We start from the raw sequence: 22,736 nt of genomic DNA on the forward strand, positions 1-22,736 counted from the left end.
CCGCTTTGTAAAAGCGACCCACCTTAGTATCTTATATGCCCTTTCTTTAAGGGGGCGGGGGATTACTGAATTGACATATCGAAAGGTATCCTCGCCTGCGTTACCCCTACCATTTGTTTTACCCGTTTCATGGTTTGATAGGTCCTCATACCGTCTTCACCCAGTTCTTTTTGTATGGCCGATTGGGTATTATCATTTTCATATTTGCCGAGGATCATATCCAGCAAATTGTGCGTTTCGGGATATTCGCGTAACCGGTAATCACTTATTTTGGCCATCCGGGCGGCACAGGCAATGGCGTCATCCAACCCACCTAGGCGGTCAACCAGTCCCAGTTGCAGTGCGCGGGAACCGCTCCATACGCGGCCCTGCCCTATGCTATCGATATAACTCACTTCTTTTTTACGGCCTTCGGCCACTCTTTGCTTGAACGTTAAATAAATGGAATCAACGCTGTTTTGCAGATAGGTCCTCTGCGCCGGTGTTAATGGCTTGGTGGCAACCAGCATATCGGCCTGAGGAGCTGTTTTTACACCGTCGAAGGTGACACCCAGTTTGTTATTGAAGAATTTCTCCAGATTTGGCAACATCGTAAAAACCCCAATGGAACCGGTAATAGTATTGGTTTGAGCAAAAATACTGTCGGCATTGCACGATAAATAATAGGCACCGGAAGCGGCCACATCGCCAAAGCTAACCACCACAGGTTTTCCGCCTTTGCGGGCCAGGGTAAGTTCGCGCCACATATTTTCACTGGCCAGGGCGCTGCCGCCGCCAGAATTGATGCGCACTACAATTGCTTTTATGTTGTTATCGAGGCGGGCCTTGCGAAAAAGGTCGCGGTAAGTAATGCTGCCGATCATATCCCGGTCGCCCTTGCCATCGATGATATCACCCTGCGCATAAATAACGGCGATCTTCTCTTTGCCATCGCGTTTAAAATCCACCGCTTTGGCATATTTCTGCAGGGTAATAAAATTGATCTTGTCGAGCTTTACACCACCCAGTTTGGCAGCGATCTCATTCTTTACTTCATCGTCGTATTTCAATCCATCGATCAATTTATAGGTCACTGCATCTGCTGCATACTGGATCTTGTATTCGTTTGCATATTGATGCAACGTAGCGGTGTCAAGCTTACGCGTTTCTGCGGTTTGTTGTAATAAGCGGCCATAAAAATCGCCCAGCATAACCGATAACTGCAGGCGATTGGCATCGGTCATTTGTGTTTCGCGGAAGGGTTCGGTAGCGCTTTTGAATTTGCCCGCATAAAAGATCTGGGGTTCTATTTCCAGCTTTTGCAACAGCCCTTTCAAAAAGGCAAGTTGTACGGCATATCCCCGCCAGTCGACCCCGCCCTTGGGGTTACAATAGATCCTGTCGGCAATATTGCCTACTGCATAACCGCCCTGGGTAATTACATCGCCATAGGCGTATATAAACTTGCCGGTGGTTTTAAAGTCAGCCAACGCATTGCGGATCTCCTGACTGGCGCCCATACCGTTGGCATTACTGCCACATTTGATGTAAATACCTTTTACAGCAGTATCTGTCTTTGCATGCCGGATCATGCGTAATACGTCATATAGGGAGGGAACGTCACCATCTTCCTTATCGGAAAAACGGGATAACGGATTTTCCACACCAATTTCGGGGTAATTACGGCCCAGGTCAAGCACCAATACTGCTTTTGCCCCTGTGGTTACCTTTTCCGAGGAGGTTAAACCGGTTATTACACCCACAAAAATGAAGAAGAGAATGAGGCATAACACGAAGAATGCCAATAACGAAGCCAGGAATATTTTAAAAAAGCTCTTCATTAACAAATTTATTTTAAACGAAATTCAAAGATATTTGACCCTTCGAGGGAATGCAATATATGAATAAAGTCTTTTTACTGATAGGCGGCAATATGGGCAACCGGTTGCAAAACCTGCACCAGGCTATTGCCCTGTTATCGGCTACCTGCGGGCCGGTAATACAACAATCGGCCGTGTACGAAACGGCTGCCTGGGGCAAAACCGATCAGGCTGCGTTTTTGAACCAGGCGTTGCTATTAACCACTTCGTTAACCCCACAGGAGCTTATAACCATCATATTATCGGTAGAAGAGGAAATGGGACGCCGCAGAATGGAAAAGAACGGGCCCCGGGTGATCGATATCGACATCATTTTTTATAACGACCTGGTAATGCATGAACCTCATCTTACCATCCCCCACCCACAGTTGCAAAACCGCCGTTTTGTGCTGGTGCCGCTGAATGAGATCGCCCCTGATCTGATACACCCTGTTTTTCATAAAACAATTGCCCGGTTGTTGGCGGAATGCAGGGATGATCTGGGAGTTGAGCAGTTTACCGGGAGTTGATAGTTTGCCTCGTCCGCCGTAGGAGGGCCGTTTCACGTTTCACGTTTTAAGAACCACCCATGAAATATCATTTCATTACTATAGAAGGAAATATTGGTGCAGGAAAAACAACCCTGGCCCATTTACTGGCCCGGCATTACAATGCCCGGTTGATCCTGGAAGAATTTGCCGATAATCCCTTCCTGCCCAAATTCTATGAAAACCCGCAGCAATATGCGTTCCCGCTGGAGTTGTTCTTCATGGCCGAACGCTATAAACAACTGAAGGAACTGATCCATACCAGTGATCTGTTTCAAAGTACTACTATTACAGATTACCTGTTTACCAAATGCCTGTTGTTTGCCAAGATCAATTTGCCGGAAGAAGAATACCGGCTGTATCAAAAATTGTTTGAGATCATTCACCAGCAGTTGGTCCAACCCGAGCTGCTGATCTACCTGCATGCGCCGGTTGAACGCTTACAGCAAAATATAAAAAAACGCAACCGTTCTTACGAACAACATATTCCCGACGAATACCTGTTGAATATTCAGCAAACCTATACGCACTATATAAAACAGCACAACATTAAAACACTGTTCATTGATGCCAGTAATGCCGATTTTCTGGGCAATCCCAAACATGTGCAGGTGATCATCGATGCGCTTGAACAGGATTATGACCCGGGGCAGCACTATTTCACTTTACCGTAGAAAGGCAGAGGGCAGAGAACCGCGACGCGGCAACAATAAACTAACGAACTCAAAAACTAACAAACTTAATAACCTACAAACCTACAGAGAACTGTTAACTCAGTATTCAAACTTCCTAAGCGTAGGCGCTTTAAACCACATCACGGTCACCACCAGTAAGGTCATGGCGCCGCCAAATATCACGGAGGGAACAATGCCTAATAACTTGGCAGCCACCCCGCTTTCAAAATAACCGATCTCGTTAGAGGAATTGATAAACATGGAGTTTACGGAAGACACACGCCCGCGCATATTATCAGGCGTTTTTAATTGCAGAATGGTCCCTCTTACCACCACACTGATCCCATCTAACGCGCCGCTCAGTAATAAGGCCATGAAGGAAAGGGCATAGATCTTGGATAACCCAAAGGTGATAATGCTGAGGCCAAAACCAGCTACCACAAACAACAGCACCATGCCTTGCTTTTTGCGCAAGGGATAAAACGTAAGGGTTAATATAACGCTCATGGAACCGATATCGGCCGCCGCATTCAACCAGCCAAAACCAATGGCGCCCACATGCAAAATATCACCTGCAAAAAATGGGATCATGGCTACGGTGCCGCCAAACAATACCGCAAACATATCGAGCGTAATAGCGTCCAGTAATTCTTTGGTAGAGAAAACATAACGTAATCCTTCTTTCACACTTTCCCAGGCATCCTGCCCCCTATTGGTATGAGCAATGGGTTTTCGTTCTATCTGGAACAGGGCCGTAGCGGCAATGGTTATATATACCATGATCAGAATAAAAGTACCCGTATAACCATAATAAGCCACCAAAAAACCGGCAGAAGCATGCCCCAGTACAGAGGCCGATAACCAGGTAGTGGAGCTCCAGGTAACCGCATTGGGCAACACACTTTTTGGCACCAGCTGGGCCAGAATAGAGCTGGTGGCCGGTCCTGAAAAAGCACGAATAACACCCGTACAAAAAATAACAAAGTAAATGGCAAACTGAACAAACTTCTTGCCCATGCTTACTTCAGTATTGTGCATGGTTATGAACAGAAGCGCCGAAGAGCTTATGAAATATAGTAAGATGGTCTTGAACAGAAGGGTGCGTTTGTCGCTTTTGTCAACCACGTGGCCTGAATACAAGGCCAGGATAACGGCAGGTACGGCTTCGGACAATCCGATAAATGCAATTGCCAGCGGATTTTTGGTAAGCTCATACATCTTCCAGCCTACCACGGTAGCAATCATACGCATGGCCATTATGAAAAAGAACCGTTGAATAATATACAGGCGAAACTCTTTTATCCGAACAGAAACAAAGGGGCTTGAAGGATTATCGGCTACCGGATCGGCTGACATGCTATAACAATTTGATGTTCAACAAACATGTAAATCGTTGGCAAAAGTAACTGTTATTGTTTATATGTGCCAGTGGAAAGCAACAGGAAAATATAAAATCAATTGAATGAACCATTTCAGTCTTGAAATTGTATAGTAGTACTCCACGTATATAATTTTGCACCAATTAAGACATTAGAATTACATTATATTCTACCGCAGCGATAGAATAAATTATAAAAGTGGTAATTTCAAGTTCCTGTTAAATTAATACAATGGCAAGCATCATAGACCTGGTAGGCAATACCCCGATGGTAGAGATCAAGCAGCTGAATCCCAATCCAAATGTGACTATTTATGCAAAGCTGGAAGGGAATAATCCCGGCGGAAGTGTGAAAGACAGGCCCGCATTGAACATGATCAAATCGGCATTAGAGCGAGGGGAAATAAAACCAGGTTCAAAACTTATTGAGGCTACCAGTGGTAACACCGGCATTGCCCTGGCTATGGTTGCCCGGTTGTTCAATCTTGATATTGAACTGGTAATGCCATCCACCTCAACCCGCGAAAGAACGCTCACCATGGAAGCCTATGGCGCCAGAGTAACGTTACTGGAGAATATTGAAAAATGCCGTGATTATGCCGAAGAAAAAGCAGCTACCGGCGAATTTGTGATCCTGAACCAGTTTTCTAATCCCGATAATTATAAAGCCCATATTAAAACCACCGGTCCCGAAATATGGCGTGATACGAATGGAGGTATTACTCACTTTGTAAGTTCTATGGGCACTACCGGTACCATTATGGGTTGTTCTATGTTCTTTAAAGAGAAAGATCCAAACATTCAAATAATAGGTTGTCAGCCAACTGAAGAGTCATCTATCCCCGGTATTCGCCGCTGGCCTAAGGAATACCTGCCTAAGATCTTTGATCCCAGCCGCGTTGACCGCATCATAGATGTATCGCAGCAGGAGGCTACACTTACTACCCGCCAACTGGCAAAAGTGGAAGGCGTTTTTGCCGGTATGAGCAGTGGCGGCGCCGCTTCTGCCGCTTTCAGACTGGCCAAAGAGATCAAAGAAGGGGTTATTGTGTTTATCGTTTGCGACCGTGGAGACCGGTACCTGAGCAGCGATCTGTTTGGTTAATACGATTCACCGGGGTATTTATGTTGCCGGATATTTTTTATTATTTCTTCCAGTTTAGCGGTGACCGTTAACCGGTCGAAAGTTTCCTTTTGGATAACCTTCAGGAAAATCAATAATTGTTTGGTATTGAGGCCGTACCTGCTTTTTATTATATCCAGGCCTGCTTTTTTCTCTTTTACATTCAGCGCCAGTTCGTAGAGTTCATCCATTCTCCTTTCCTCCTCCTTTAACAAGATCAAATCAATACGTGTAACTGTTCGTGCATATCCATCATATTTTGATACAACAAACCCTGTTTGGCTGCTGGCTACAGGCGCCACGTCCCAATCCCTCCCATCTGCATGGGTATAGATGTGATCAAAATAATAGCATTCTGTAAATTCTATCATACGACCTACCCGCCATCTAACATCGGAATTTGCAGACCTCATTTTGTTATGTCTTTCAACAAAATCTGTTGCTATCGAATGTGCTTCTTGTATCGTCATTACAATTATCCTTGATCGATGAGTCTACAATATATTATAAAAGTTTCATTAACACGATAGCTATCAGACATTAAGCTAAGTCAAATCCCCCTGCCGCTAAAAAAAGCACAATTTTTGTATATTTAGGATAAGCCTGATTAACCTATGCAAAAATTTAAGCCGTTACTCATTGAATTGATCTGGTTGGGATTAATTCTGAATGCCACTGTATTGGTCACCATATTTGTATTTGGCTGGACTTTCCTAAGCAATCATTTCGATATTCGCCTGCATGAAACCTACTTTACCATTTCATCCTGGAAAATAGTATTGCCGCTTTTTGTATTCTTTGCCTTTTTTATTTTCCTGATAAAAGAGATCAGGCATCAATTTACCCGTAAGGCGTCGAATGTGATCATGTTAGTAGCAGGGTCAATGCTCATATTGTTGATTGCCACCATCAATAAACAGGTGATCATTTCAGAAATGGTGTACTTTGGCGATGCGGCTGTATTCCCACCCCTGTCGGCGCTCAGTGAAACACAATTGAAAAAAGCTATTAGTCCGGCTATGCATGTATTATCCAATTCACTAACGGTAATACAGTTTATAGTAACGGGTTGCCTGTTGTATGTTGCGTTTAAAATGGGGAACAATCAAATAGTGCAAGCTAAAAAAAACAGCATTCCGCATAGTAATACGCATACTGCAAATAATAGTAATGGCAAGCCGCCCAAAATACAGGCCCCAACTGTAAAAGTTAAAGAGGAAGTAAAAAGTAAATGAACTATGCCAGGCTCAGGATCCTGGGTTATGGTTCCAAGATTGCCGACCTCGCCCGCCGAAGCTTTAGCGTAGGAGGGCCGTTTCACGTCTCACGTTTCACGTCAATCAAACCTCCGAAGTAGTAGGATCAATGATCGCCCTGACCCTGCTTATTTTATTGGCAGGAAAGCCGGCCTGTTTTGCATGTTGAATAATTGCGGCCTCATCGGGTGCATTATAAATGCAATAGAGTTTGTCATCAGTTACATAACTATGGACCCATTGGATCTGAGGACCCAGCTCGAATAAGACCCCGCAGGAGGTTTGTGCTGCTTCGTGTAGTTGTTCAGGTGAAAGATTACCAGCCCCCGGCATTTCCCTTTCTATAACGTATTTTGGCATTGCAATTTGTTTCCTATAAAGTTACTGTATTGCCGCCACGCGAAAAACTGACCGAAGACAGGATTCATTTGCCCATTAACGGACCTGAGCGAAGCGAAGGTCCAGTCTGCCATTTGCCCTCTGCCTTCTGCCCATTAACGGACCTGAGCGCAGCGAAGGTCCGGTCTGCCATTTGCCGTCTGCCGTCTGCCCATCAACGGACCTGAGCGCAGCGAAGGTCCGGTCTGCCATTTGCCCTCTGCCCTCTGCCCATCAACGGACCTGAGCGAAGCGAAGGTCCGGTCTGCCATTTGCCGTCTGCCGTCTGCCCTCTGCCTATTGCCCATTCCCCATCTTCTGAATCCCCGATACCTTCAACTCCTCTATCTTTTTGCGTTCACCTACAATCCAAACAATATCGTCCCATTCAAAGACCGTGGTGGAATCCGGATTCAAAATGCGTTCGCCATTGCGCTCGATGCCCACTACCAATCCATTGGTGGCTTCGCGAATGCCCGATGCACGCAGGGTCTTTCCACGCACAGCTATGTGTTCATCAACAATAATCTTGTTTAGGGTGATCTCTTCTTCTACGTTTTTAGCCGGCAGAATAGCAGATTCAAGAATAGAACGGAACTGCTCCAATTGCACATCCGTACCAATCACTGCGATCTTGTCGAACGGATATAACACATCTGTGCGGGCTGGTGCCGTAATAGTAAAGGAACCGCGTTCAATGTAAGCGATGTTGATGCCATATTGTTCCCGCCAGGCCAGCTCTACCAATGTTTTGCCCACAACCGTCGACTCGGGCGGCATGGTAAAATAAGCCATATGCGCGTCCCAGGGCGTCAGGTCCCCCGATGCAGAGGATTGCATCTGCTCCCGCTGATTTAAATTCGTTAAAAACCGTTTTTCAATACGCGCATAGAAAGAATTCAACCTCCGGGAGAACACCAGCAACACAACCACAATCACTGGCAGGATGGCCACAAAGGCGATTATAGTACCAAACAGCAGGTCAACCATAAAACCCACCATTACCACCATCAACAGGTTCCGTACCACTTCCAGCATTACCAGCGGACCATGATTGTATTTTTTATCGAGCCATAAATTCCGGTAAGAGAGGGAATGCATTTTACGAATTGACAATGCCCACAGGAAGGGCGCAGTGGCTACCAGGGTTATCACAAAAGTCAGTATACTGGCCAATATTTCCCCATGCACACTCCCTTTTACAAAGGGCAACAAATAAGTACCTGATAAAAACACCAGGGCAATAACGATCACTGAATTGGTGGCCATCAGTAACAGGTACGACCGCAATACGATCCGCCATTCGCTTTCAGCCTGGATGGTTTGAGCACCGGTGCTGTACTGATTAATGGCCATTCGCCATCTTATGGGCAGGCGGGGCGCCAGCCAGGTGAATAACGGGTCGGCCAGCCGGATCATATAGGGCGTGGTAAAAGTGGTGATCACCGATACGCCCACCGCTATCGGGTATAAATAATCGCTGGTTACCTGGAGCGATAGCCCCAGTGTGGCAATAATAAATGAGAACTCCCCTATTTGCGCCATACTCATTCCAGCCTGCAGCGATTGTTTTAACGGTTGGCCCGATAACAATGCGCCAAACGTAATATTCACCGTTTTACCCAAAATCACCACAAATGACAGGATAAATACCGGCCCTATGTATTTCATCAACATGTCCGGTTCTATCAACAACCCCACAGATACAAAAAATACCGCACCAAATAAATTCTTTACGGGTTGAACCAGGTGTTCGATCTTTTCAGCCTGGGGTGTTTCAGCCAATATGGACCCCATGATAAAGGCGCCCAGCGGGGCCGAAAATCCGGCATAGGTGGCCGCTACCACCATCAGCAAACACAGGCCCAGTGAAATAACGAGCATGGTTTCCTCATTCATTATTTTCCGGCCCCATTTAAGAAATCCGGGAATCAGGAAGATCCCAGAGAGAAACCAGAGAAATAAAAAGAAAGCGAGCTTTAATACTGAATACAACATTTCCATACCCGCAAACTCGCGGCTTACCGCCAGGGTAGATAACAATACCATCAGCAACACTGCCACCAGGTCTTCTACCACCAGCACGCCCATTACCACACTGGCGAACTTTCTAGTCTTTACCCCCAGTTCATCAAAAGACCGGATGATGATCGTTGTAGACGAAATAGCAATGATGCCGCCCAGGAAAATACAATCCATAAATGGCCAGCCCATCAGTTTTCCGGTGACATAGCCTAACCCCACCATACAAACGACCTCGAAAATACCGGTAACCCCGGCTGTGCCGCCTATATTCACCAGTTTTTTAAAACTGAATTCAAGCCCCAGGCTGAACAACAGGAATATTACCCCAATATCAGCCCAAACCTTCACCCCTTCCAGGTCACTGATAGAAGGCAGTAAAGAGAAATTGGGCCCAACCAGGATACCAGCCAGGATGTACCCCAGCACAACAGGTTGTTTTAGTTTTTTAAATAACAGGGTGGTTACACTGGCAATTGCCAGTATCAGGGCGAGATCTTGTATGAGCGTTGGTAAATGGGACATCAGGTTTCTTTAGAGGATATATCTTAAATTGGAATTCTCGATTTCTGAAACTGTAAATGTCAGTGGTCAGTTGTGAGTGGGTTCCCGATTTTTCAGCATGCTGCAATTTCGCGAGCCCACTCACCACTCACCATTCACAACTCACTACTTCACCTCCAACAACCTCTCCAACACATAATAAACGGCAGGACAAAAAGTCGAATTCTTCAACGTAAGGGGCACCCGTTTCAACACTACATCTTCATCGGTATATGGGAATCGCTCACAATCAGACGGACGAACGTCATAAATACTGCAATAATTATCTGCGCCTAAAAACGCGCAGGGCGTTTGTTTTACCACATAATCCCCTTCTTCATCCAAACGCAAATAAGTTTCTATAAATACGCTTTCCTTCATTTTAAGGTGTTTGCTGATACGTTTTATATCAGGCGTCTTAAAACGGGGCGAATAATTTTTACAACAGGCGGCGCATTGCAGGCAGTCTACTTTTGAAAATGCTTCCTCATGCAGATCGGGTAATTTTTTCAACACTTTATTCTTATCTGCCCGCTTTAGCAGATTGCTGTACTGCTTTTGATGCTCAGCACTTTTCTTTTTCCAGTTACCATCTTCCAACCCCGTTATGGATCCATTATTTTCACTATGTGCTGCCATGGGCGTATTATACGATTCAATTGTTAAAAAATACCTTAAGGCGTTACTTTAACGGTTAAAATGGCTTTTTTTTAACGTTCAGCCAACTACCCTTCAATACGCAACGTATTCATCTGCAAGTTAAACCATCCACACCGTAATGGTTTGGTTTTTGTCTTTTAATTCCTATGCATGGATTGTACGACCAGATAATGTTGCTTTTGACAACCCCACTGTATGTACTGATCATTGGGACCGAATTACTGATCAGTCATCTGGAGGGCATAAAATCATATACCTGGAAAAATACCTTTCATAATTTTCTACTCAGCATCTTAACCGGTTTAACCGACCTCGCCATGCGGGGCATCAGCCTCATCGTACTCACCTTCTTTTTCAGCGTTAGCTTATATAAATGGCCGCACTCCATAGCCTATTGGATAATCCTTTTATTGTTCATTGATATGATGCATTACTGGCTGCACCGATTGGGCCATTATTGCCGGTTATTCTGGGCGGTGCATGTAAACCATCATACCAGTGACCATTATAATTTCACGGTAGGCTTTCGCACCGGCGTACTGGAACCCTTCTATAGTTTTCTGTTTTTTATTCCCATTGCACTGGCTGGTTTTCCCCCGATAGATATCTTCTTTATTTATTCAGTTGGACAGGTATGGGCCATCCTCACCCACACCGAGAAAGTAAAAAAACTGGGCTGGCTGGAATACATTTTCGTGACCCCTTCCCATCATCGCGTACATCATGCTTCCAATCCTAAATACCTCGATAAGAACATGGGCACCGTGTTCATCTTTTGGGATAAATTATTCGGCACGTTTCAAAAGGAATTACCGCCGCAACAATATGAACCCATCCGGTATGGTATTACCCATGAACTGGAAAATGAGTCCATACCTACTCTCATTTTTCATGAATGGAAAGACATTATGCGCGACATGCGCCGGAAAAACATCACTTTTAAACAACGGTTAATGTATCTCTTTGGTCCCCCGGGCTGGAGTCACGATGGCCATAGCATGACAAGTAAACAAATGCGGCTGCAGGAACATATTAAAAAAAATACCCCGGAGCAATCGTTAATGAATTGAAAATACTTTATTCCTGAGGTTAAACAATAAAATACCTGGGTGGTCGAACTATGATAATTCGATCACTTACTTTATTTTTGCCCCGCTTACATGAACTCCCTGCGTGAACAAATATTGATTCTTACCAGTACGCCTATTTACGCGATCATTATCGGGTTAGAATTGCTGTTAAGTAACTATCAACACCGCAAACTATATAGCTGGAAGGATACCGCCGCCAATGTTTACCTGATGCTGATGAATGGCGCGCTCGATCTGCTGTTCCGCGGTATTTATGTGGTGATACTCGATTATTTTTACCGGCATCATATGTTCTCTTTTAGCCATGTTGTGGTATATTGGGTAATGTTGCTGCTGCTGGAAGACTTTATGTATTACTGGCTGCACCGCTTCGATCATGAAGTGCGTTTCTTCTGGGCTGTACATGTTACGCATCACTCATCGGAACATTTTAATTTTACCGTAGGTTTCCGCTCTTCGGTATTTCAACCCCTATATAGATTCCTGTACTTTATTCCCCTGGCATTGATGGGTTTTAAGCCGATAGACATCATTTTCATTTATTCAGCCACGCAGATCTGGGGCATTTTTGTGCATACTAAACTGATCAATAAAATGGGCTTTCTGGAATACTTCCTGGTAACGCCCTCCCATCACCGGGTGCACCATGCTTCCAACGCCAAATACCTGGATAAGAATATGGGTATGTTCCTGATCATCTGGGATAAAATGTTCGGCACCTTTCAACCTGAATTGACCGACAGGGAATACCAACCCATCAAATACGGTTTAACAAAATCAATTGAAAAGGAAACCCCGTTGACCATCATCTTTCATGAATGGATAGCCATGTGGAAAGACGTGGCCCGTAAAGACATTGGCTTTAAAGAAAAATGGAATTACCTGTTTGGCCCTCCCGGCTGGAGCCATGATGGCAGCCGCCAAACAAGCGAGGAAATGCGTGCCGAAGAAGATGGGCAACCTGCTTCTGTTTTACAGGAAGAAGCCTTTATCGCTATGAAGCGATAGTTATTTAAATCCCGTTATAATATACAGCTGTATCAGGAAATTGGAAATTACCAGCCAGACAAACACCGCTACCAGCATAACACCCATGGCTTTCAACAAAGGGCCAATACCCCTCCTGCCCATGAACTGGCGATAAGCAAACGAACGATAAATTACATCCGGTATCAAAAAGAATATCCAGCTTACCGAAACGTTTATCTTGCTTTGCCAGGGCACTATCAACAGGGTATTGAACAGCATGACAAATGAAATAAAAAACATACTGGCTACCAGATGCTCGATATAAGAATACCGCGCTTTTTTGTAAAAAAGCCAGAAGATCAATGCAGTAAGTGGCGATACCAGCATGTTCAGTACATTGGAATATTTGGCGCCATAATGATAAACATCCTGAAGTCGTTCGACCCTTTCCAATGCCAGTTTCTGCTGATTAACATCCCTGATTGCAGCTGCCTGCCGCTGCCAATCTGTGATGGCTTCTTCGTTTTGCAGGTGAAAAATACCGAGTATTAAAACCAGCAGGCTACCCACCACCAGAAAGAGGTTGACCGGTTTAAAATATTTGGCCCGTTTACCATCCACATATTCCCTGGCTACCACACCCGGCCGTACCGCCAGCGCACCCACCAGTCGAAAGATGCTTTTATCCGCATGGGTAAAGTAATGCAGTAGATCATGCCACAGATCATGAAAACTTAACCGGTGCGTGGTGGCCTTCTGGCCACAGGCCGGACAAAACTTATAGGATTCAAGGTTTGAACCGCAGTTTAAACAGTTAGTCGGATGCATACAGTAAGATAAGAAATGTTTGATTATCAACATATTAATAAAAACCACCAACCATAGTAAGGCGCTGTACGATACCCCATTGAACTATTTAAACCCAGTCCTGTTTTTTTATTGCGATCCAGGCCGGGGCACATTTGCACATTTTCCCCACCCTTTATCGCAAACAGGTGTTAGTTCGACTGTTTAATATTAACTTTGCGGGCTTAATTAAAAGCAACACCCCAGATCTTAGTAACAACAAACTACAAACATAAACGGGAATATGAATCTTTTTGAACAACAGAATACTGAATTCATCCGTCGACACATTGGACCCACTGAATCTGAAACCCGCCAAATGCTGCAGGTCATTGGTGAAACCAGCCTCGATGCACTGATCGATAAAACAGTACCAGCCGGTATCCGAATGAACGAATCGCTCCCCATTCCGCCTTCCATGAGTGAGTATGAATACCTGCAACTGATCAAAGACATCTCGTTAAAAAATAAAGTATACAAAAACTATATCGGCCAGGGTTATTACGACACCATAACGCCCAGCGTTATTTTGCGTAATATTTTCGAAAACCCAGGTTGGTATACCCAATACACACCCTACCAGGCCGAGATCTCACAGGGCCGGTTGGAAAGCCTGTTGAATTTTCAAACCATGGTAAGCGATCTTACCGCCTTACCGCTTACCAACGCGTCCCTGCTCGATGAGGCGACTGCCGCAGCCGAAGCCATGACGATGTTCTTCAATTCCCTGAACAAGGACCATGAGCACATCGTACGCCCCAAATTCTTTGTTGACAACGATACCTATCCCCAAACAAAAGATGTACTGGTAACCCGTGGGGTGCCCGTTGGCATTGAAATAGTGTTTGGCGATTACCGTACTGCCAACATTGACGAAACCTATTTCGGCGCACTGGTACAGTATCCAAACGACAAAGGCGCTATAGAAGACTATCGCGACTTTATCAATAAAGTTCACCACACAGGCGGCTATGTAGCTATGGCTACCGACCTGCTGGCGCTCACCCTGTTAACACCACCTGGTGAACTGGGAGCCGACGTAGCCTTTGGTTCTGCCCAACGTTTTGGCGTTCCATTGGGTTTTGGTGGCCCGCACGCCGCTTTCTTCTCAGCCAAAGACGAATTCAAACGTAACATCCCAGGCCGTATCATTGGAGTGAGCATCGATGCCCAGAACAACCGCGCCCTGCGCATGGCATTGCAAACCCGTGAACAGCACATCAAACGCGAAAAAGCCACCAGTAACATTTGTACAGCCCAGGCCCTGCTGGCCAATATGGCTTCCATGTATGCTGTATTTCATGGCCCTGATGGTTTGATAAAGATCGCTAAAAGAGTGACCGTGCTGACCAATGCCCTGGCCGAAGAACTGGAAGCGGAAGGGTATGAACTGTTGCACAAGAATTTCTTCGATACCATCGTATTTAAAGCCCCGAATGCAGAAGCTGTTCGTCAAAAGGCAGAAGCCGCTCAGATCAACTTCCGCTATTATGGCAACAACCTGGTGGGTATTTCACTCGATGAAACCACTACCCTTAGCGAAGTACTGGATATCCTCTTACTTCTCGATCAGCCAAACGGACACAGCGTGGCCAGCTTTAGCGTAAGTGAAGATGCCGTATTGTACAATATTCCCAACGCCTTAACGCGTACCAGCAATTTCCTCACTCACCCGGTATTCAATACTCACCACAGTGAAACGGAAATGATGCGGTACATCAAGCGTCTCGAAAACAAAGACCTGTCACTGAACACCTCCATGATCTCACTGGGCAGCTGTACCATGAAATTGAACGCCGCCAGTGAAATGATCCCTTTAAGCTGGCAGCACTGGAGCAAAATGCACCCCTTTGCACCGGCCGATCAAACCGAAGGTTACAAACAGATCACCGATGAGCTGAGCAGCTACCTCTGCGATATTACCGCCTTTGACGCCTGCAGCCTGCAGCCCAACAGCGGCGCCCAGGGTGAATACGCCGGATTATTAGTGATCCGCGCTTACCACGCCAGCCGTAATGAATCACACCGTAATGTAATGCTCATTCCTATTTCAGCCCACGGCACCAACCCCGCAAGTGCTGTAATGGTGGGAATGAAAGTAGTAGTGGTGAAAGCGTTGGAGAACGGTTATATTGATGTAGAAGACCTGAAAGCAAAAGCAACACAACATAGCCAGAACCTGGCAGGTATTATGATCACCTACCCCAGTACTTATGGCGTTTATGAAGAAACCGTAAAAGAGATCACCCAGATCATTCACCAACATGGTGGACAGGTATATATGGATGGTGCCAATATGAACGCCCAGGTAGGTTTAACCGCTCCTGGTTTGATCGGCGCTGATGTATGCCACCTGAACCTGCATAAAACATTCGCTATTCCACACGGTGGCGGCGGACCTGGAATGGGCCCCATTTGCGTAAAAGAACACCTGGCTAAGTTCTTACCCGGCCACGTGTCACTTGGCAACCGGCAATCATCAATTGGCAATGGCCAGCTGGTGGCTGAAAATTCTGCCCCTATCCATCATGCAGTTAGTGCAGCGCCTTATGGCAGTGCATCAATCCTGCTCATCAGTTATGCATATATCAGAATGCTGGGCGCCGTAGGCGTTCGCAAAGCCACTGAATACGCCATCCTGAACGCAAATTATATGCGTGCCCGTTTGGAAGGACAATACGATATTCTGTATACCAACCATAATGGCGAATGCGCGCACGAATTTATAGTTGACCTGCGCCCATTCAAGAAAAGCGCTGAAATTGAAGCAGAAGACGTAGCCAAACGTTTAATGGACTATGGCTTCCACGCACCTACCCTCAGTTTCCCGGTACCAGGCACCATTATGATCGAGCCTACCGAAAGCGAGGACAAAGCCGAACTGGACCGCTTCTGCGATGCTATGTTAAGCATTCGCGAAGAGATCCGTGCTATTGAAGAAGGCAAAGCCGATAAAAAGGATAATGCATTGAAAAATGCACCACATACACAACACGTGGTTATCAGCTCTGACTGGAAACATGGTTATACCCGCGAACAGGCAGCATTTCCATTAGCTTACATTCGTGAAAATAAATTCTGGCCAAGTGTGGCAAGAGTAAACAACACGTTTGGCGACAGGAACCTGATCTGTACCTGCGAACCCGTTAGTTCCTATGTAGAAGCAGAAGCATAATCCTTCAACATATTAGTTAAAAAGAGGGTGTCAAAAATAATTTTGACACCCTCTTTTCATTTACACCCAAGACAGATACTTGTCAAATCCTGGTCAGATTCACTCCAGATATACTAAAACAGGCCATTTCACCGATCATAATGCCATCGGAATCCCATCCGAATGCCATAGGCAATGGGATTTTGATGGGATTACTATGGCAGATTTTAGGGATTTGTATAGGATGATCCCCGGATTTCACCCGGACCAAACAGGGACCTCACAAGGACCTCACAGGGATAAAGTCCCTGTGAGGTCCGGGTAAGCTCCCTGCCAGGGCCCCTTGGGGCTCGGCTGAATACTTGACCTGGTCACAAAAAAAAGCCGCCCCGGGTTGGAACGGCTCTAATTGCATACGAACTGCGAACATTAATCATTCTGCGCCTGGTCAAGGGCACTGCGCATATCTTTTATATCTTCAATCAGCCACTTCCCATCCTGCTTGGCGATCCAGTACTTTAATCTGCCAGTGGTGGGTAAACCAACGGTAATACTTCCCTTATCATCAGCCACTTTCACATTTTCAACCGTTGACTTTTCAATGCCATTCAGGTCTTCTTCATACTCTTTCGACAACATTACCAGGTCAAAATCGAGCCCCTCCACAGGAGCTTCGGTTGTTGGTGTTTTTCTAAGGTTGTCGTTACATTTTCTAAAATAAGCGCGCCATCTGTTAATGTAAGAATCAGTAACAAACCCGCTTTGTTGTAAGGCGCCAAGGAATTTTTCGGTACCCTCGGCATCTACAACATAATACTTAGCAGAATCGGGATTGGAAGAATGCTTCACCAGCGCATTCTTTTTAAGCTCCTTCACATTGGAACGATACCATCTTAAAAAATTAAGAATAGACCCTGCCGGTTGTTTTTTAAATGCTTCATCAGCAGGTGGAGTAGCGTTAACAGCAACATTATTACCAATGGAGGGGAGCTTGGTTTTATCTGCAGAAGCGCAGGCAGATAATAAAACCCAGGTGTAAATCGTGAGGTTTTTTGGGAGGTTCATACGGTTGGGATTTAAAAGGGTTCCGAATTGGTTGTATGTGAATATAATTAATAAAAAACGCAGATGCAAGCTATTAATCGTTTATTTTAGTATATTCCAGCCCCATTTTTTATGATTCAAATCATAAAGTGTTCTTTTAAAGCAGTTTATGGTATATTTTTTTTGACCACCTTTAATAATATACCTACTTTAGCCTGACCTGCATCCTGGTAATCCACACCAATCCCGCTCTACAAAAAAGATCTACTCCCATTTATTAACCATAAAGCATTCATTTATGAAAAAGATCCTTTGGGGAACAATCTGTCTGATGGTAATAGCAGCGTGTAAAAATGAACCTGAAAAAACCACCCAAACAGCGATGGCCGGTGACACAACAAAAACACCTGGCCCGGTAGAGTTTGCCGACCAAAAGTATATCGATATGGGAAAGGCCAGCCTGGCAAAGTTTGCCAGCGGGGATATCGATGGCTGGGTCAGCGGTATGGCCGATAATGTGATCCTGCGCTGGTCTTCGGGTGATAGCCTTGCAGGGAAAGCGGCCGTTACTAAATACTGGAAAGACCGCCGTATGAACGTAGTTGATTCTATTGTAACAAGTAAAGAGATCTGGTTGCCGATGAATGTACATCAGCCACAAAGCATAGAACAAAAAGGCATCTGGTTATTGAACTGGCACCAGGTACACGCCACCTATAAAAACAAACAATCCCTCACTTTCTGGGTCCACCTCGATATGCATTATAACAATGATAATCTGGTAGACGAGATCATCCAATATGTTGACCGCGCCCCTATCATGGCAGCTACTGCAAAGAAGAAGTGAGTGGTGAGTGACTCGCGACTGTAGAGACTAATAATTAAGGATCAAGTCAATTTGTTAGAAAACTAACTGTATAGCTATTCTACGACGAGACAAGTTGTGGGTAAAGTTACAGGGAGTTGTCTGGGAATGGTCTAAGAGTTGTCTAAGGGTGGTCAAAGAGTGGTCATACGGACTAGCGTCCCCAGAGCACCCTTTGACCCCTCCAAGGCAATCTCCAGACCATTAGACTACTATCTCTTCACCATTTTCACAGCATTATGTTGCCACTTATCAGCTGCGTTTGGTAAGCTGGTAGCACTCATTTGTTCAGCTTGCCCATAACCCACTCACCAACTCCCTTATAAGTAACCATTTTCCCGTGTGCGTCTTCGAGCACCGTAATGATCTCCCAATTTCCTTCAAACCCATTACTAACCAACTGTCCTGAATAACTGATCTCCTGCGAAGGTAATTTTGGCAGAAAGCGCGGGCCTGACTTTTCATGCTGCCAGTAATGCGGATACCGTTTTACAAATTTGATCGTATTGTCAGTTAACGATCCTTCAATAGTTGCAGGTTCCTGAAACTGAGTAACGGATTCGGAATCGGTACATATTCCTTTTATGATCCCATTTACAACTGTAAGTTCCATCTCAAAAGTGACTTTTTTTCCTTTTAGCGGCTCATCATATTCATTTCCATAGGTATACGCCCCTGTCCAGGTGCCACTTAACTGCTGATCTTTCATAAAAAAATCCAAATTATGTTAAGCTGGTAGACTACTAATCGCCCACAAATTTATTAAAGAAAAGATATATACGTCAATATTCTCTTCAGGTTTCCCTGATGGGTAACATAATTTGTTAAGGGCCATTTTGTTATTGAAAAGTTATCGTTTTTTTTGGGCGTTATACCTAGCGTACTTTTTGAAGTCTATTAAGTGAATTTAAAATCAAGAAAGATGAAAACGGCATTAATAGTAATCTGTGCGTTGGGCTTAACACTTAGTGCGTCGGCCCAAAAAGTGGTGCGTGTTGCACCGCACCCAAGGACCCATGTTTCTGTCGGTGTAGGATTGGGTGCTGGCTATGGATATGGATATTACCCTTATGCACCTTACTGGTATAATCCATGGTATGCTTATCCTCCAGGACCGGGATATTATCGTAATTCAAGGCCATCCAAACTTGACCTCGAAATACAGGATATCAATAACGATTACAAGGATAAGATCTGGTCAGCCCGTCATGACGAAAGCCTCAGCCGTAAACAAAGACGGCAAGCTGTACACGACTTGAAACATCAAAGGGATAATGAAATATTGCAGACCAAGAAGGATTATTATAAGCGATAGCCCCTTCTAAGTCGCATCCTACTTCTTTCAAACCGGAAGCAAGCATTGGTTATTTAGGTTATGTGGACAAATGCCCCGCCGCTGGAGGTGGGGCTTTTTATTGTGAGTGGTGAGTTGTGAGAGTGGTTTCTCAGGGGCAGCTTCGCTACAAACCTCAAACCTCGCTATGGCTTAAAATAATGCCCTTATAGAGAAAGCAACTTCTCTATAAGGGCATTATCTTTATAAATATTGTGAGGCCGAGATTAATCAGTGAGCTTGAAAATCGGTCATCCACTCACAACTGACCACTGACAACTCACCACTCACTATTAAATAGCAGGATCTGGTAAAATTCTTGGCTCCATGATCGAGCGGATATCTACCGGCGTTATATTCAACCGGCTGCACCACTGCGTAAAGCTCTCATATATTCCTTTGAGCACATTTTTTTGATCGGGTGTAAGTTCCTGCACATATGCCCGGCTAATGGTACGCACCGGTAAACCGCGTAGTTGCAGGAAGTATTTGGCACTCATGGGATATGCCTGGTGAATAAGCGGATCAACCCGCGTCAGTTCACTTTGCAGCCATTGAACATCCGCCTGTTTAGCAGGGTCATTGGCGTTATTACACATCCATACCAGTGCTTCGGGATAAAAATTACCGCTTATAGAGGACATACCGCGGGCACCCATTTGCAAACTGTACATGGCATTTGGCGTATGGGCATCAAAAAAGTCGAAGCCCGGCACATTGGCTATCTGCAGTTTTTCTTTTACTTTTTCCAGATCTATGCTGGTATCCTTATGGTATTTTAACCGGCCTGTTTGTAACAGGGTCTTAAACACATCGGCCGATAAAATACGTTTATAAGGAGCCGGGCACTCATAAGTACCCATGGGAATGTTTGGCGTTAAGGAGAACATTTTATCAAACCGCTTCAATAACACCTCATCATTATCATCCACATTGGCATAATGCCCGGTGATCAATACTACGGCATCAATACCGGTATCATAGATCTTTTTACTGAATTCGGCTTTGTCTTCAATGGTAAGCCCGAATGAACCGGTAGCCACCACAGGGACCCTGCCATTCACATACCGCACAATGTGAGCAGTTAATTCAAGCCGCTCATCTTCACTGATGCTGTACATTTCGCTGCTCAGGCAGTTGGCAAAAAAACCACTCACTCCGGCAGCCAGGTAAAAATCTACCAACCGCTCCACCATATCGTAATCGATCTTTGCCTTCAGATTGAACGGCGTTATCATTACCGGAACAAATCTTTTTTCCATCCCGTTTATTTTTGGTTGTTGTGATAAAATGCAGGCTTTGCCGCCCTTTAAAATTAAAAAATTAAATATTGTACTGTAGACAATTATGTTATAAAATCTATTATTTAATATCACTTTGACAGCCCCTTGAAAATGAGGGTATAATCTTATTTTATGTCTCCGCCGGATTCCTGAACGGGTCTGTCCGGAGCGGAGTCAAAGGACCGGGACCGCAGTCCCGCCAGCAGCTTGCCGGTTAAAAATATGGTCAGGGTGCCTATAACAATGGTCATATTGGCGTGCAGGTTGGTGCGCAGCCAGGCATAATTATCAGGTAACTGGCGCGAAAAAGTGATCCAGAGGATCACCAGCACGCCTATGATCACGGCAATGACCGCCTCAATATTTTTCGCCCTACGGGCCAGCAGACCCAATAAAAACAGCCCTAAAATGCCACCCGAGAAAATACCCGCCAGTTTCCACCAGGCATCCAGCAGGCTTTTAACGCCTATCATGCCAATTCCGAAACTAATGGCCAGCACCCCCATTACACCTGTGGCCGCATACAATACCCGCATCTGCGCTTTAGGCGAAGCATCCTTGTTAAAGTACCGCAGGTAAATATCTTTCAGAAAAACGGTGGCCGAACTGTTCATGCCACTGCTCATGGTGCTCATGGCCGCCGAAAGAATAGCTGCAATTATGAGACCCAGTAAACCACGCGGTACTTCATTGCGCATGAAATAAGGCAATACCCGGTCCCCGTAATCGGCCGGAGTAAGGGCACTTAACGCAATATTTTTTTCCGCCGCCACCTGTTGCTGCAAGGGCAGCACGAGTTCGGGATGTTGATGGTAATAGGCAAATAATGAAGTGCCGATAAAAAAGAACAGCATACTCACCGGTACATAAAACAACACACACATCCAGATACTACGGCTGGCATCGCGACTGTTTCGCGCGGTATGGTAACGCTGAATGTAATTCTGATCGATGCCGAAATTATTCAGGTTGATAAAAAAACCATACAGGAAGATCACCCAAAAGGTAGACATGGAAAACCCCGACACCCGGAAACTGCCAAGGCTGAATTTGTCGTTCGCCTTTCCGGTCTCAATAATATAATCAAATCCACCATTTAGATGGGAAACAATGAGATACAGGATCAACAAGGCGCCCAGTGTTTTAATAATGGCCTGCACCACTTCGGTCCAGATAACGGCTTTCATGCCACCCATCATGGTATATAGAATGATGCAAATACCGGTGGTGATCATAATGGCCGGCATGGAATAACCGGTAAGGGCTTTCAGCGTCAGGGCAATAGAATAAAAAATGGTACCCATCCGTGCCAGCTGTATCAACACAAAACAGATCATGGCATAGGTGCGCGCCCAGGCGCCAAACCGTTCTTCAAGGTGCGTATAGGCACTGATTGCCTCACTGTTACGGTAAAATGGAACAAAGAACCGGGAAGCGATAAATGCGGCGAAAGGCATGGATAAACTGAAAACAAAAGAATTCCAGTTGGCGCCAAAGGATTTACCGGGATCACCCAAAAAAGTAATGGCGCTCAAAAAAGTAGCATAAAACGACATGCCCAGCGCCCAGCCCGGTATGGCGCCGGAAGCAACGGTATACTGTTCTGATCCCTTATTCTTTCTGCTCAGGAATATCCCCACCGCGATCATAGCGGCGAAGTACAGGATTATTATCGTTAAATCGACCGTTGGTAAATGATTCATAAACAAGCAATCTATCCCTTGAGGTAAA

20 protein-coding genes are annotated in these 22,736 nt (G+C 45.2%); 9 read left to right on the forward strand and 11 right to left on the reverse strand.

The features are described from left to right. Window positions 1-62 precede the first annotated feature (62 nt). Window positions 63-1,820 (reverse strand): signal peptide peptidase SppA, encoded by a 1,758-nt coding sequence (gene sppA, locus J7I42_RS25270; RefSeq protein ID WP_209141667.1) that lies wholly within the window; start codon window positions 1,818-1,820, stop codon window positions 63-65. 59 nt (window positions 1,821-1,879) lie between these two features. Here sppA and folK point away from each other — a divergent pair, with 59 nt between their 5' ends. Next, a complete protein-coding gene (gene folK / locus J7I42_RS25275; protein WP_209141668.1) occupies window positions 1,880-2,368 on the forward strand; it encodes a 2-amino-4-hydroxy-6-hydroxymethyldihydropteridine diphosphokinase in 489 nt (162 codons plus the stop codon). Between the two features lie 59 nt (window positions 2,369-2,427). Further along, window positions 2,428-3,060: a deoxynucleoside kinase gene (locus J7I42_RS25280; RefSeq protein ID WP_209141669.1), complete on the forward strand. Its 633-nt coding sequence runs from the start codon at window positions 2,428-2,430 to the stop codon at window positions 3,058-3,060. Between the two features lie 99 nt (window positions 3,061-3,159). Here J7I42_RS25280 and J7I42_RS25285 read toward each other — a convergent pair whose 3' ends face one another. After that, the gene (locus tag J7I42_RS25285) at window positions 3,160-4,416 is read right to left on the reverse strand and encodes an MFS transporter (protein WP_209141670.1); all 1,257 of its coding nucleotides are present in this window, start codon (window positions 4,414-4,416) and stop codon (window positions 3,160-3,162) included. Between the two features lie 254 nt (window positions 4,417-4,670). Here J7I42_RS25285 and cysM point away from each other — a divergent pair, with 254 nt between their 5' ends. After that, entirely contained in the window at window positions 4,671-5,543 is an 873-nt protein-coding gene (gene cysM / locus J7I42_RS25290; RefSeq protein ID WP_209141671.1) for a cysteine synthase CysM, read from the forward strand. Here cysM and J7I42_RS25295 read toward each other — a convergent pair. Continuing rightward, window positions 5,540-5,932: a hypothetical protein gene (locus J7I42_RS25295; RefSeq protein WP_209141672.1), complete on the reverse strand. Its 393-nt coding sequence runs from the start codon at window positions 5,930-5,932 to the stop codon at window positions 5,540-5,542. The genes cysM and J7I42_RS25295 overlap by 4 nt on opposite strands. 243 nt (window positions 5,933-6,175) lie before the next feature. Between J7I42_RS25295 and J7I42_RS25300 the strand changes: the two genes are divergently transcribed. Beyond that, entirely contained in the window at window positions 6,176-6,796 is a 621-nt protein-coding gene (locus J7I42_RS25300) for a hypothetical protein (RefSeq protein ID WP_209141673.1), read from the forward strand. Between the two features lie 105 nt (window positions 6,797-6,901). On the opposite strand, the gene J7I42_RS25305 is transcribed toward J7I42_RS25300, so the two are convergent. The 3 genes from J7I42_RS25305 to J7I42_RS25315 form a co-directional block, all read right to left on the reverse strand. Continuing rightward, window positions 6,902-7,177, reverse strand: a complete 276-nt coding sequence (locus tag J7I42_RS25305) for a DUF4242 domain-containing protein (protein ID WP_209141674.1) — start codon at window positions 7,175-7,177, stop codon at window positions 6,902-6,904. Between the two features lie 315 nt (window positions 7,178-7,492). After that, a complete protein-coding gene (locus tag J7I42_RS25310; RefSeq protein ID WP_209141675.1) occupies window positions 7,493-9,742 on the reverse strand; it encodes a cation:proton antiporter domain-containing protein in 2,250 nt (749 codons plus the stop codon). Window positions 9,743-9,886: 144 nt separating this feature from the next. After that, entirely contained in the window at window positions 9,887-10,399 is a 513-nt protein-coding gene (locus J7I42_RS25315; RefSeq protein ID WP_209141676.1) for a YkgJ family cysteine cluster protein, read from the reverse strand. A 191-nt stretch (window positions 10,400-10,590) separates the two neighbouring features. Between J7I42_RS25315 and J7I42_RS25320 the strand changes: the two genes are divergently transcribed. Together J7I42_RS25320 and J7I42_RS25325 are read left to right on the forward strand one after the other, a co-directional pair. Continuing rightward, window positions 10,591-11,490 (forward strand): sterol desaturase family protein, encoded by a 900-nt coding sequence (locus J7I42_RS25320; protein ID WP_236065587.1) that lies wholly within the window; start codon window positions 10,591-10,593, stop codon window positions 11,488-11,490. Window positions 11,491-11,580: 90 nt separating this feature from the next. Beyond that, window positions 11,581-12,519, forward strand: coding sequence for a sterol desaturase family protein (locus tag J7I42_RS25325; protein WP_209141678.1), 939 nt, complete (start codon window positions 11,581-11,583; stop codon window positions 12,517-12,519). Here the strand turns inward: J7I42_RS25325 and J7I42_RS25330 are convergent, their stop codons facing one another. After that, window positions 12,520-13,308 (reverse strand): DUF3667 domain-containing protein, encoded by a 789-nt coding sequence (locus tag J7I42_RS25330; protein WP_209141679.1) that lies wholly within the window; start codon window positions 13,306-13,308, stop codon window positions 12,520-12,522. It abuts the gene before it with no gap. A gap of 262 nt (window positions 13,309-13,570) precedes the next feature. Between J7I42_RS25330 and gcvP the strand changes: the two genes are divergently transcribed. Further along, window positions 13,571-16,501, forward strand: a complete 2,931-nt coding sequence (gcvP, locus tag J7I42_RS25335) for an aminomethyl-transferring glycine dehydrogenase (protein ID WP_209141680.1) — start codon at window positions 13,571-13,573, stop codon at window positions 16,499-16,501. 408 nt (window positions 16,502-16,909) lie between these two features. Here the strand turns inward: gcvP and J7I42_RS25340 are convergent, their stop codons facing one another. Next, window positions 16,910-17,545 (reverse strand): hypothetical protein, encoded by a 636-nt coding sequence (locus tag J7I42_RS25340; protein WP_209141681.1) that lies wholly within the window; start codon window positions 17,543-17,545, stop codon window positions 16,910-16,912. A 277-nt stretch (window positions 17,546-17,822) separates the two neighbouring features. Here J7I42_RS25340 and J7I42_RS25345 point away from each other — a divergent pair, with 277 nt between their 5' ends. Continuing rightward, entirely contained in the window at window positions 17,823-18,371 is a 549-nt protein-coding gene (locus J7I42_RS25345; protein WP_209141682.1) for a nuclear transport factor 2-like protein, read from the forward strand. Window positions 18,372-18,669: 298 nt separating this feature from the next. Here J7I42_RS25345 and J7I42_RS25350 read toward each other — a convergent pair whose 3' ends face one another. After that, entirely contained in the window at window positions 18,670-19,098 is a 429-nt protein-coding gene (locus J7I42_RS25350; RefSeq protein WP_209141683.1) for a hypothetical protein, read from the reverse strand. 213 nt (window positions 19,099-19,311) lie between these two features. Between J7I42_RS25350 and J7I42_RS25355 the strand changes: the two genes are divergently transcribed. Then, window positions 19,312-19,704: a hypothetical protein gene (locus J7I42_RS25355; protein ID WP_209141684.1), complete on the forward strand. Its 393-nt coding sequence runs from the start codon at window positions 19,312-19,314 to the stop codon at window positions 19,702-19,704. 311 nt (window positions 19,705-20,015) lie between these two features. On the opposite strand, the gene J7I42_RS25360 is transcribed toward J7I42_RS25355, so the two are convergent. After that, window positions 20,016-20,984: a dihydrodipicolinate synthase family protein gene (locus J7I42_RS25360; protein WP_209141685.1), complete on the reverse strand. Its 969-nt coding sequence runs from the start codon at window positions 20,982-20,984 to the stop codon at window positions 20,016-20,018. Window positions 20,985-21,130: 146 nt separating this feature from the next. Continuing rightward, window positions 21,131-22,708 (reverse strand): sodium:solute symporter, encoded by a 1,578-nt coding sequence (locus J7I42_RS25365; protein ID WP_209141686.1) that lies wholly within the window; start codon window positions 22,706-22,708, stop codon window positions 21,131-21,133. Window positions 22,709-22,736: the final 28 nt, after the last annotated feature.

Source organism: Niastella soli (genome assembly GCF_017742245.1).
Lineage (GTDB): Bacteria > Bacteroidota > Bacteroidia > Chitinophagales > Chitinophagaceae > Niastella > Niastella soli.

Coding starts and splice junctions, on each gene's coding strand:
- sppA (WP_209141667.1), bottom strand. CDS start 1,820: ATGAAGAGCTTTTTTAAAATATTCCTGGCTTCGTTATTGGCATTCTTC.
- folK (WP_209141668.1), top strand. CDS start 1,880: ATGAATAAAGTCTTTTTACTGATAGGCGGCAATATGGGCAACCGGTTG.
- J7I42_RS25280 (WP_209141669.1), top strand. CDS start 2,428: ATGAAATATCATTTCATTACTATAGAAGGAAATATTGGTGCAGGAAAA.
- J7I42_RS25285 (WP_209141670.1), bottom strand. CDS start 4,416: ATGTCAGCCGATCCGGTAGCCGATAATCCTTCAAGCCCCTTTGTTTCT.
- cysM (WP_209141671.1), top strand. CDS start 4,671: ATGGCAAGCATCATAGACCTGGTAGGCAATACCCCGATGGTAGAGATC.
- J7I42_RS25295 (WP_209141672.1), bottom strand. CDS start 5,932: ATGATAGAATTTACAGAATGCTATTATTTTGATCACATCTATACCCAT.
- J7I42_RS25300 (WP_209141673.1), top strand. CDS start 6,176: ATGCAAAAATTTAAGCCGTTACTCATTGAATTGATCTGGTTGGGATTA.
- J7I42_RS25305 (WP_209141674.1), bottom strand. CDS start 7,177: ATGCCAAAATACGTTATAGAAAGGGAAATGCCGGGGGCTGGTAATCTT.
- J7I42_RS25310 (WP_209141675.1), bottom strand. CDS start 9,742: ATGTCCCATTTACCAACGCTCATACAAGATCTCGCCCTGATACTGGCA.
- J7I42_RS25315 (WP_209141676.1), bottom strand. CDS start 10,399: ATGGCAGCACATAGTGAAAATAATGGATCCATAACGGGGTTGGAAGAT.
- J7I42_RS25320 (WP_236065587.1), top strand. CDS start 10,591: ATGTTGCTTTTGACAACCCCACTGTATGTACTGATCATTGGGACCGAA.
- J7I42_RS25325 (WP_209141678.1), top strand. CDS start 11,581: ATGAACTCCCTGCGTGAACAAATATTGATTCTTACCAGTACGCCTATT.
- J7I42_RS25330 (WP_209141679.1), bottom strand. CDS start 13,308: ATGCATCCGACTAACTGTTTAAACTGCGGTTCAAACCTTGAATCCTAT.
- gcvP (WP_209141680.1), top strand. CDS start 13,571: ATGAATCTTTTTGAACAACAGAATACTGAATTCATCCGTCGACACATT.
- J7I42_RS25340 (WP_209141681.1), bottom strand. CDS start 17,545: ATGAACCTCCCAAAAAACCTCACGATTTACACCTGGGTTTTATTATCT.
- J7I42_RS25345 (WP_209141682.1), top strand. CDS start 17,823: ATGAAAAAGATCCTTTGGGGAACAATCTGTCTGATGGTAATAGCAGCG.
- J7I42_RS25350 (WP_209141683.1), bottom strand. CDS start 19,098: ATGAAAGATCAGCAGTTAAGTGGCACCTGGACAGGGGCGTATACCTAT.
- J7I42_RS25355 (WP_209141684.1), top strand. CDS start 19,312: ATGAAAACGGCATTAATAGTAATCTGTGCGTTGGGCTTAACACTTAGT.
- J7I42_RS25360 (WP_209141685.1), bottom strand. CDS start 20,984: ATGGAAAAAAGATTTGTTCCGGTAATGATAACGCCGTTCAATCTGAAG.
- J7I42_RS25365 (WP_209141686.1), bottom strand. CDS start 22,708: ATGAATCATTTACCAACGGTCGATTTAACGATAATAATCCTGTACTTC.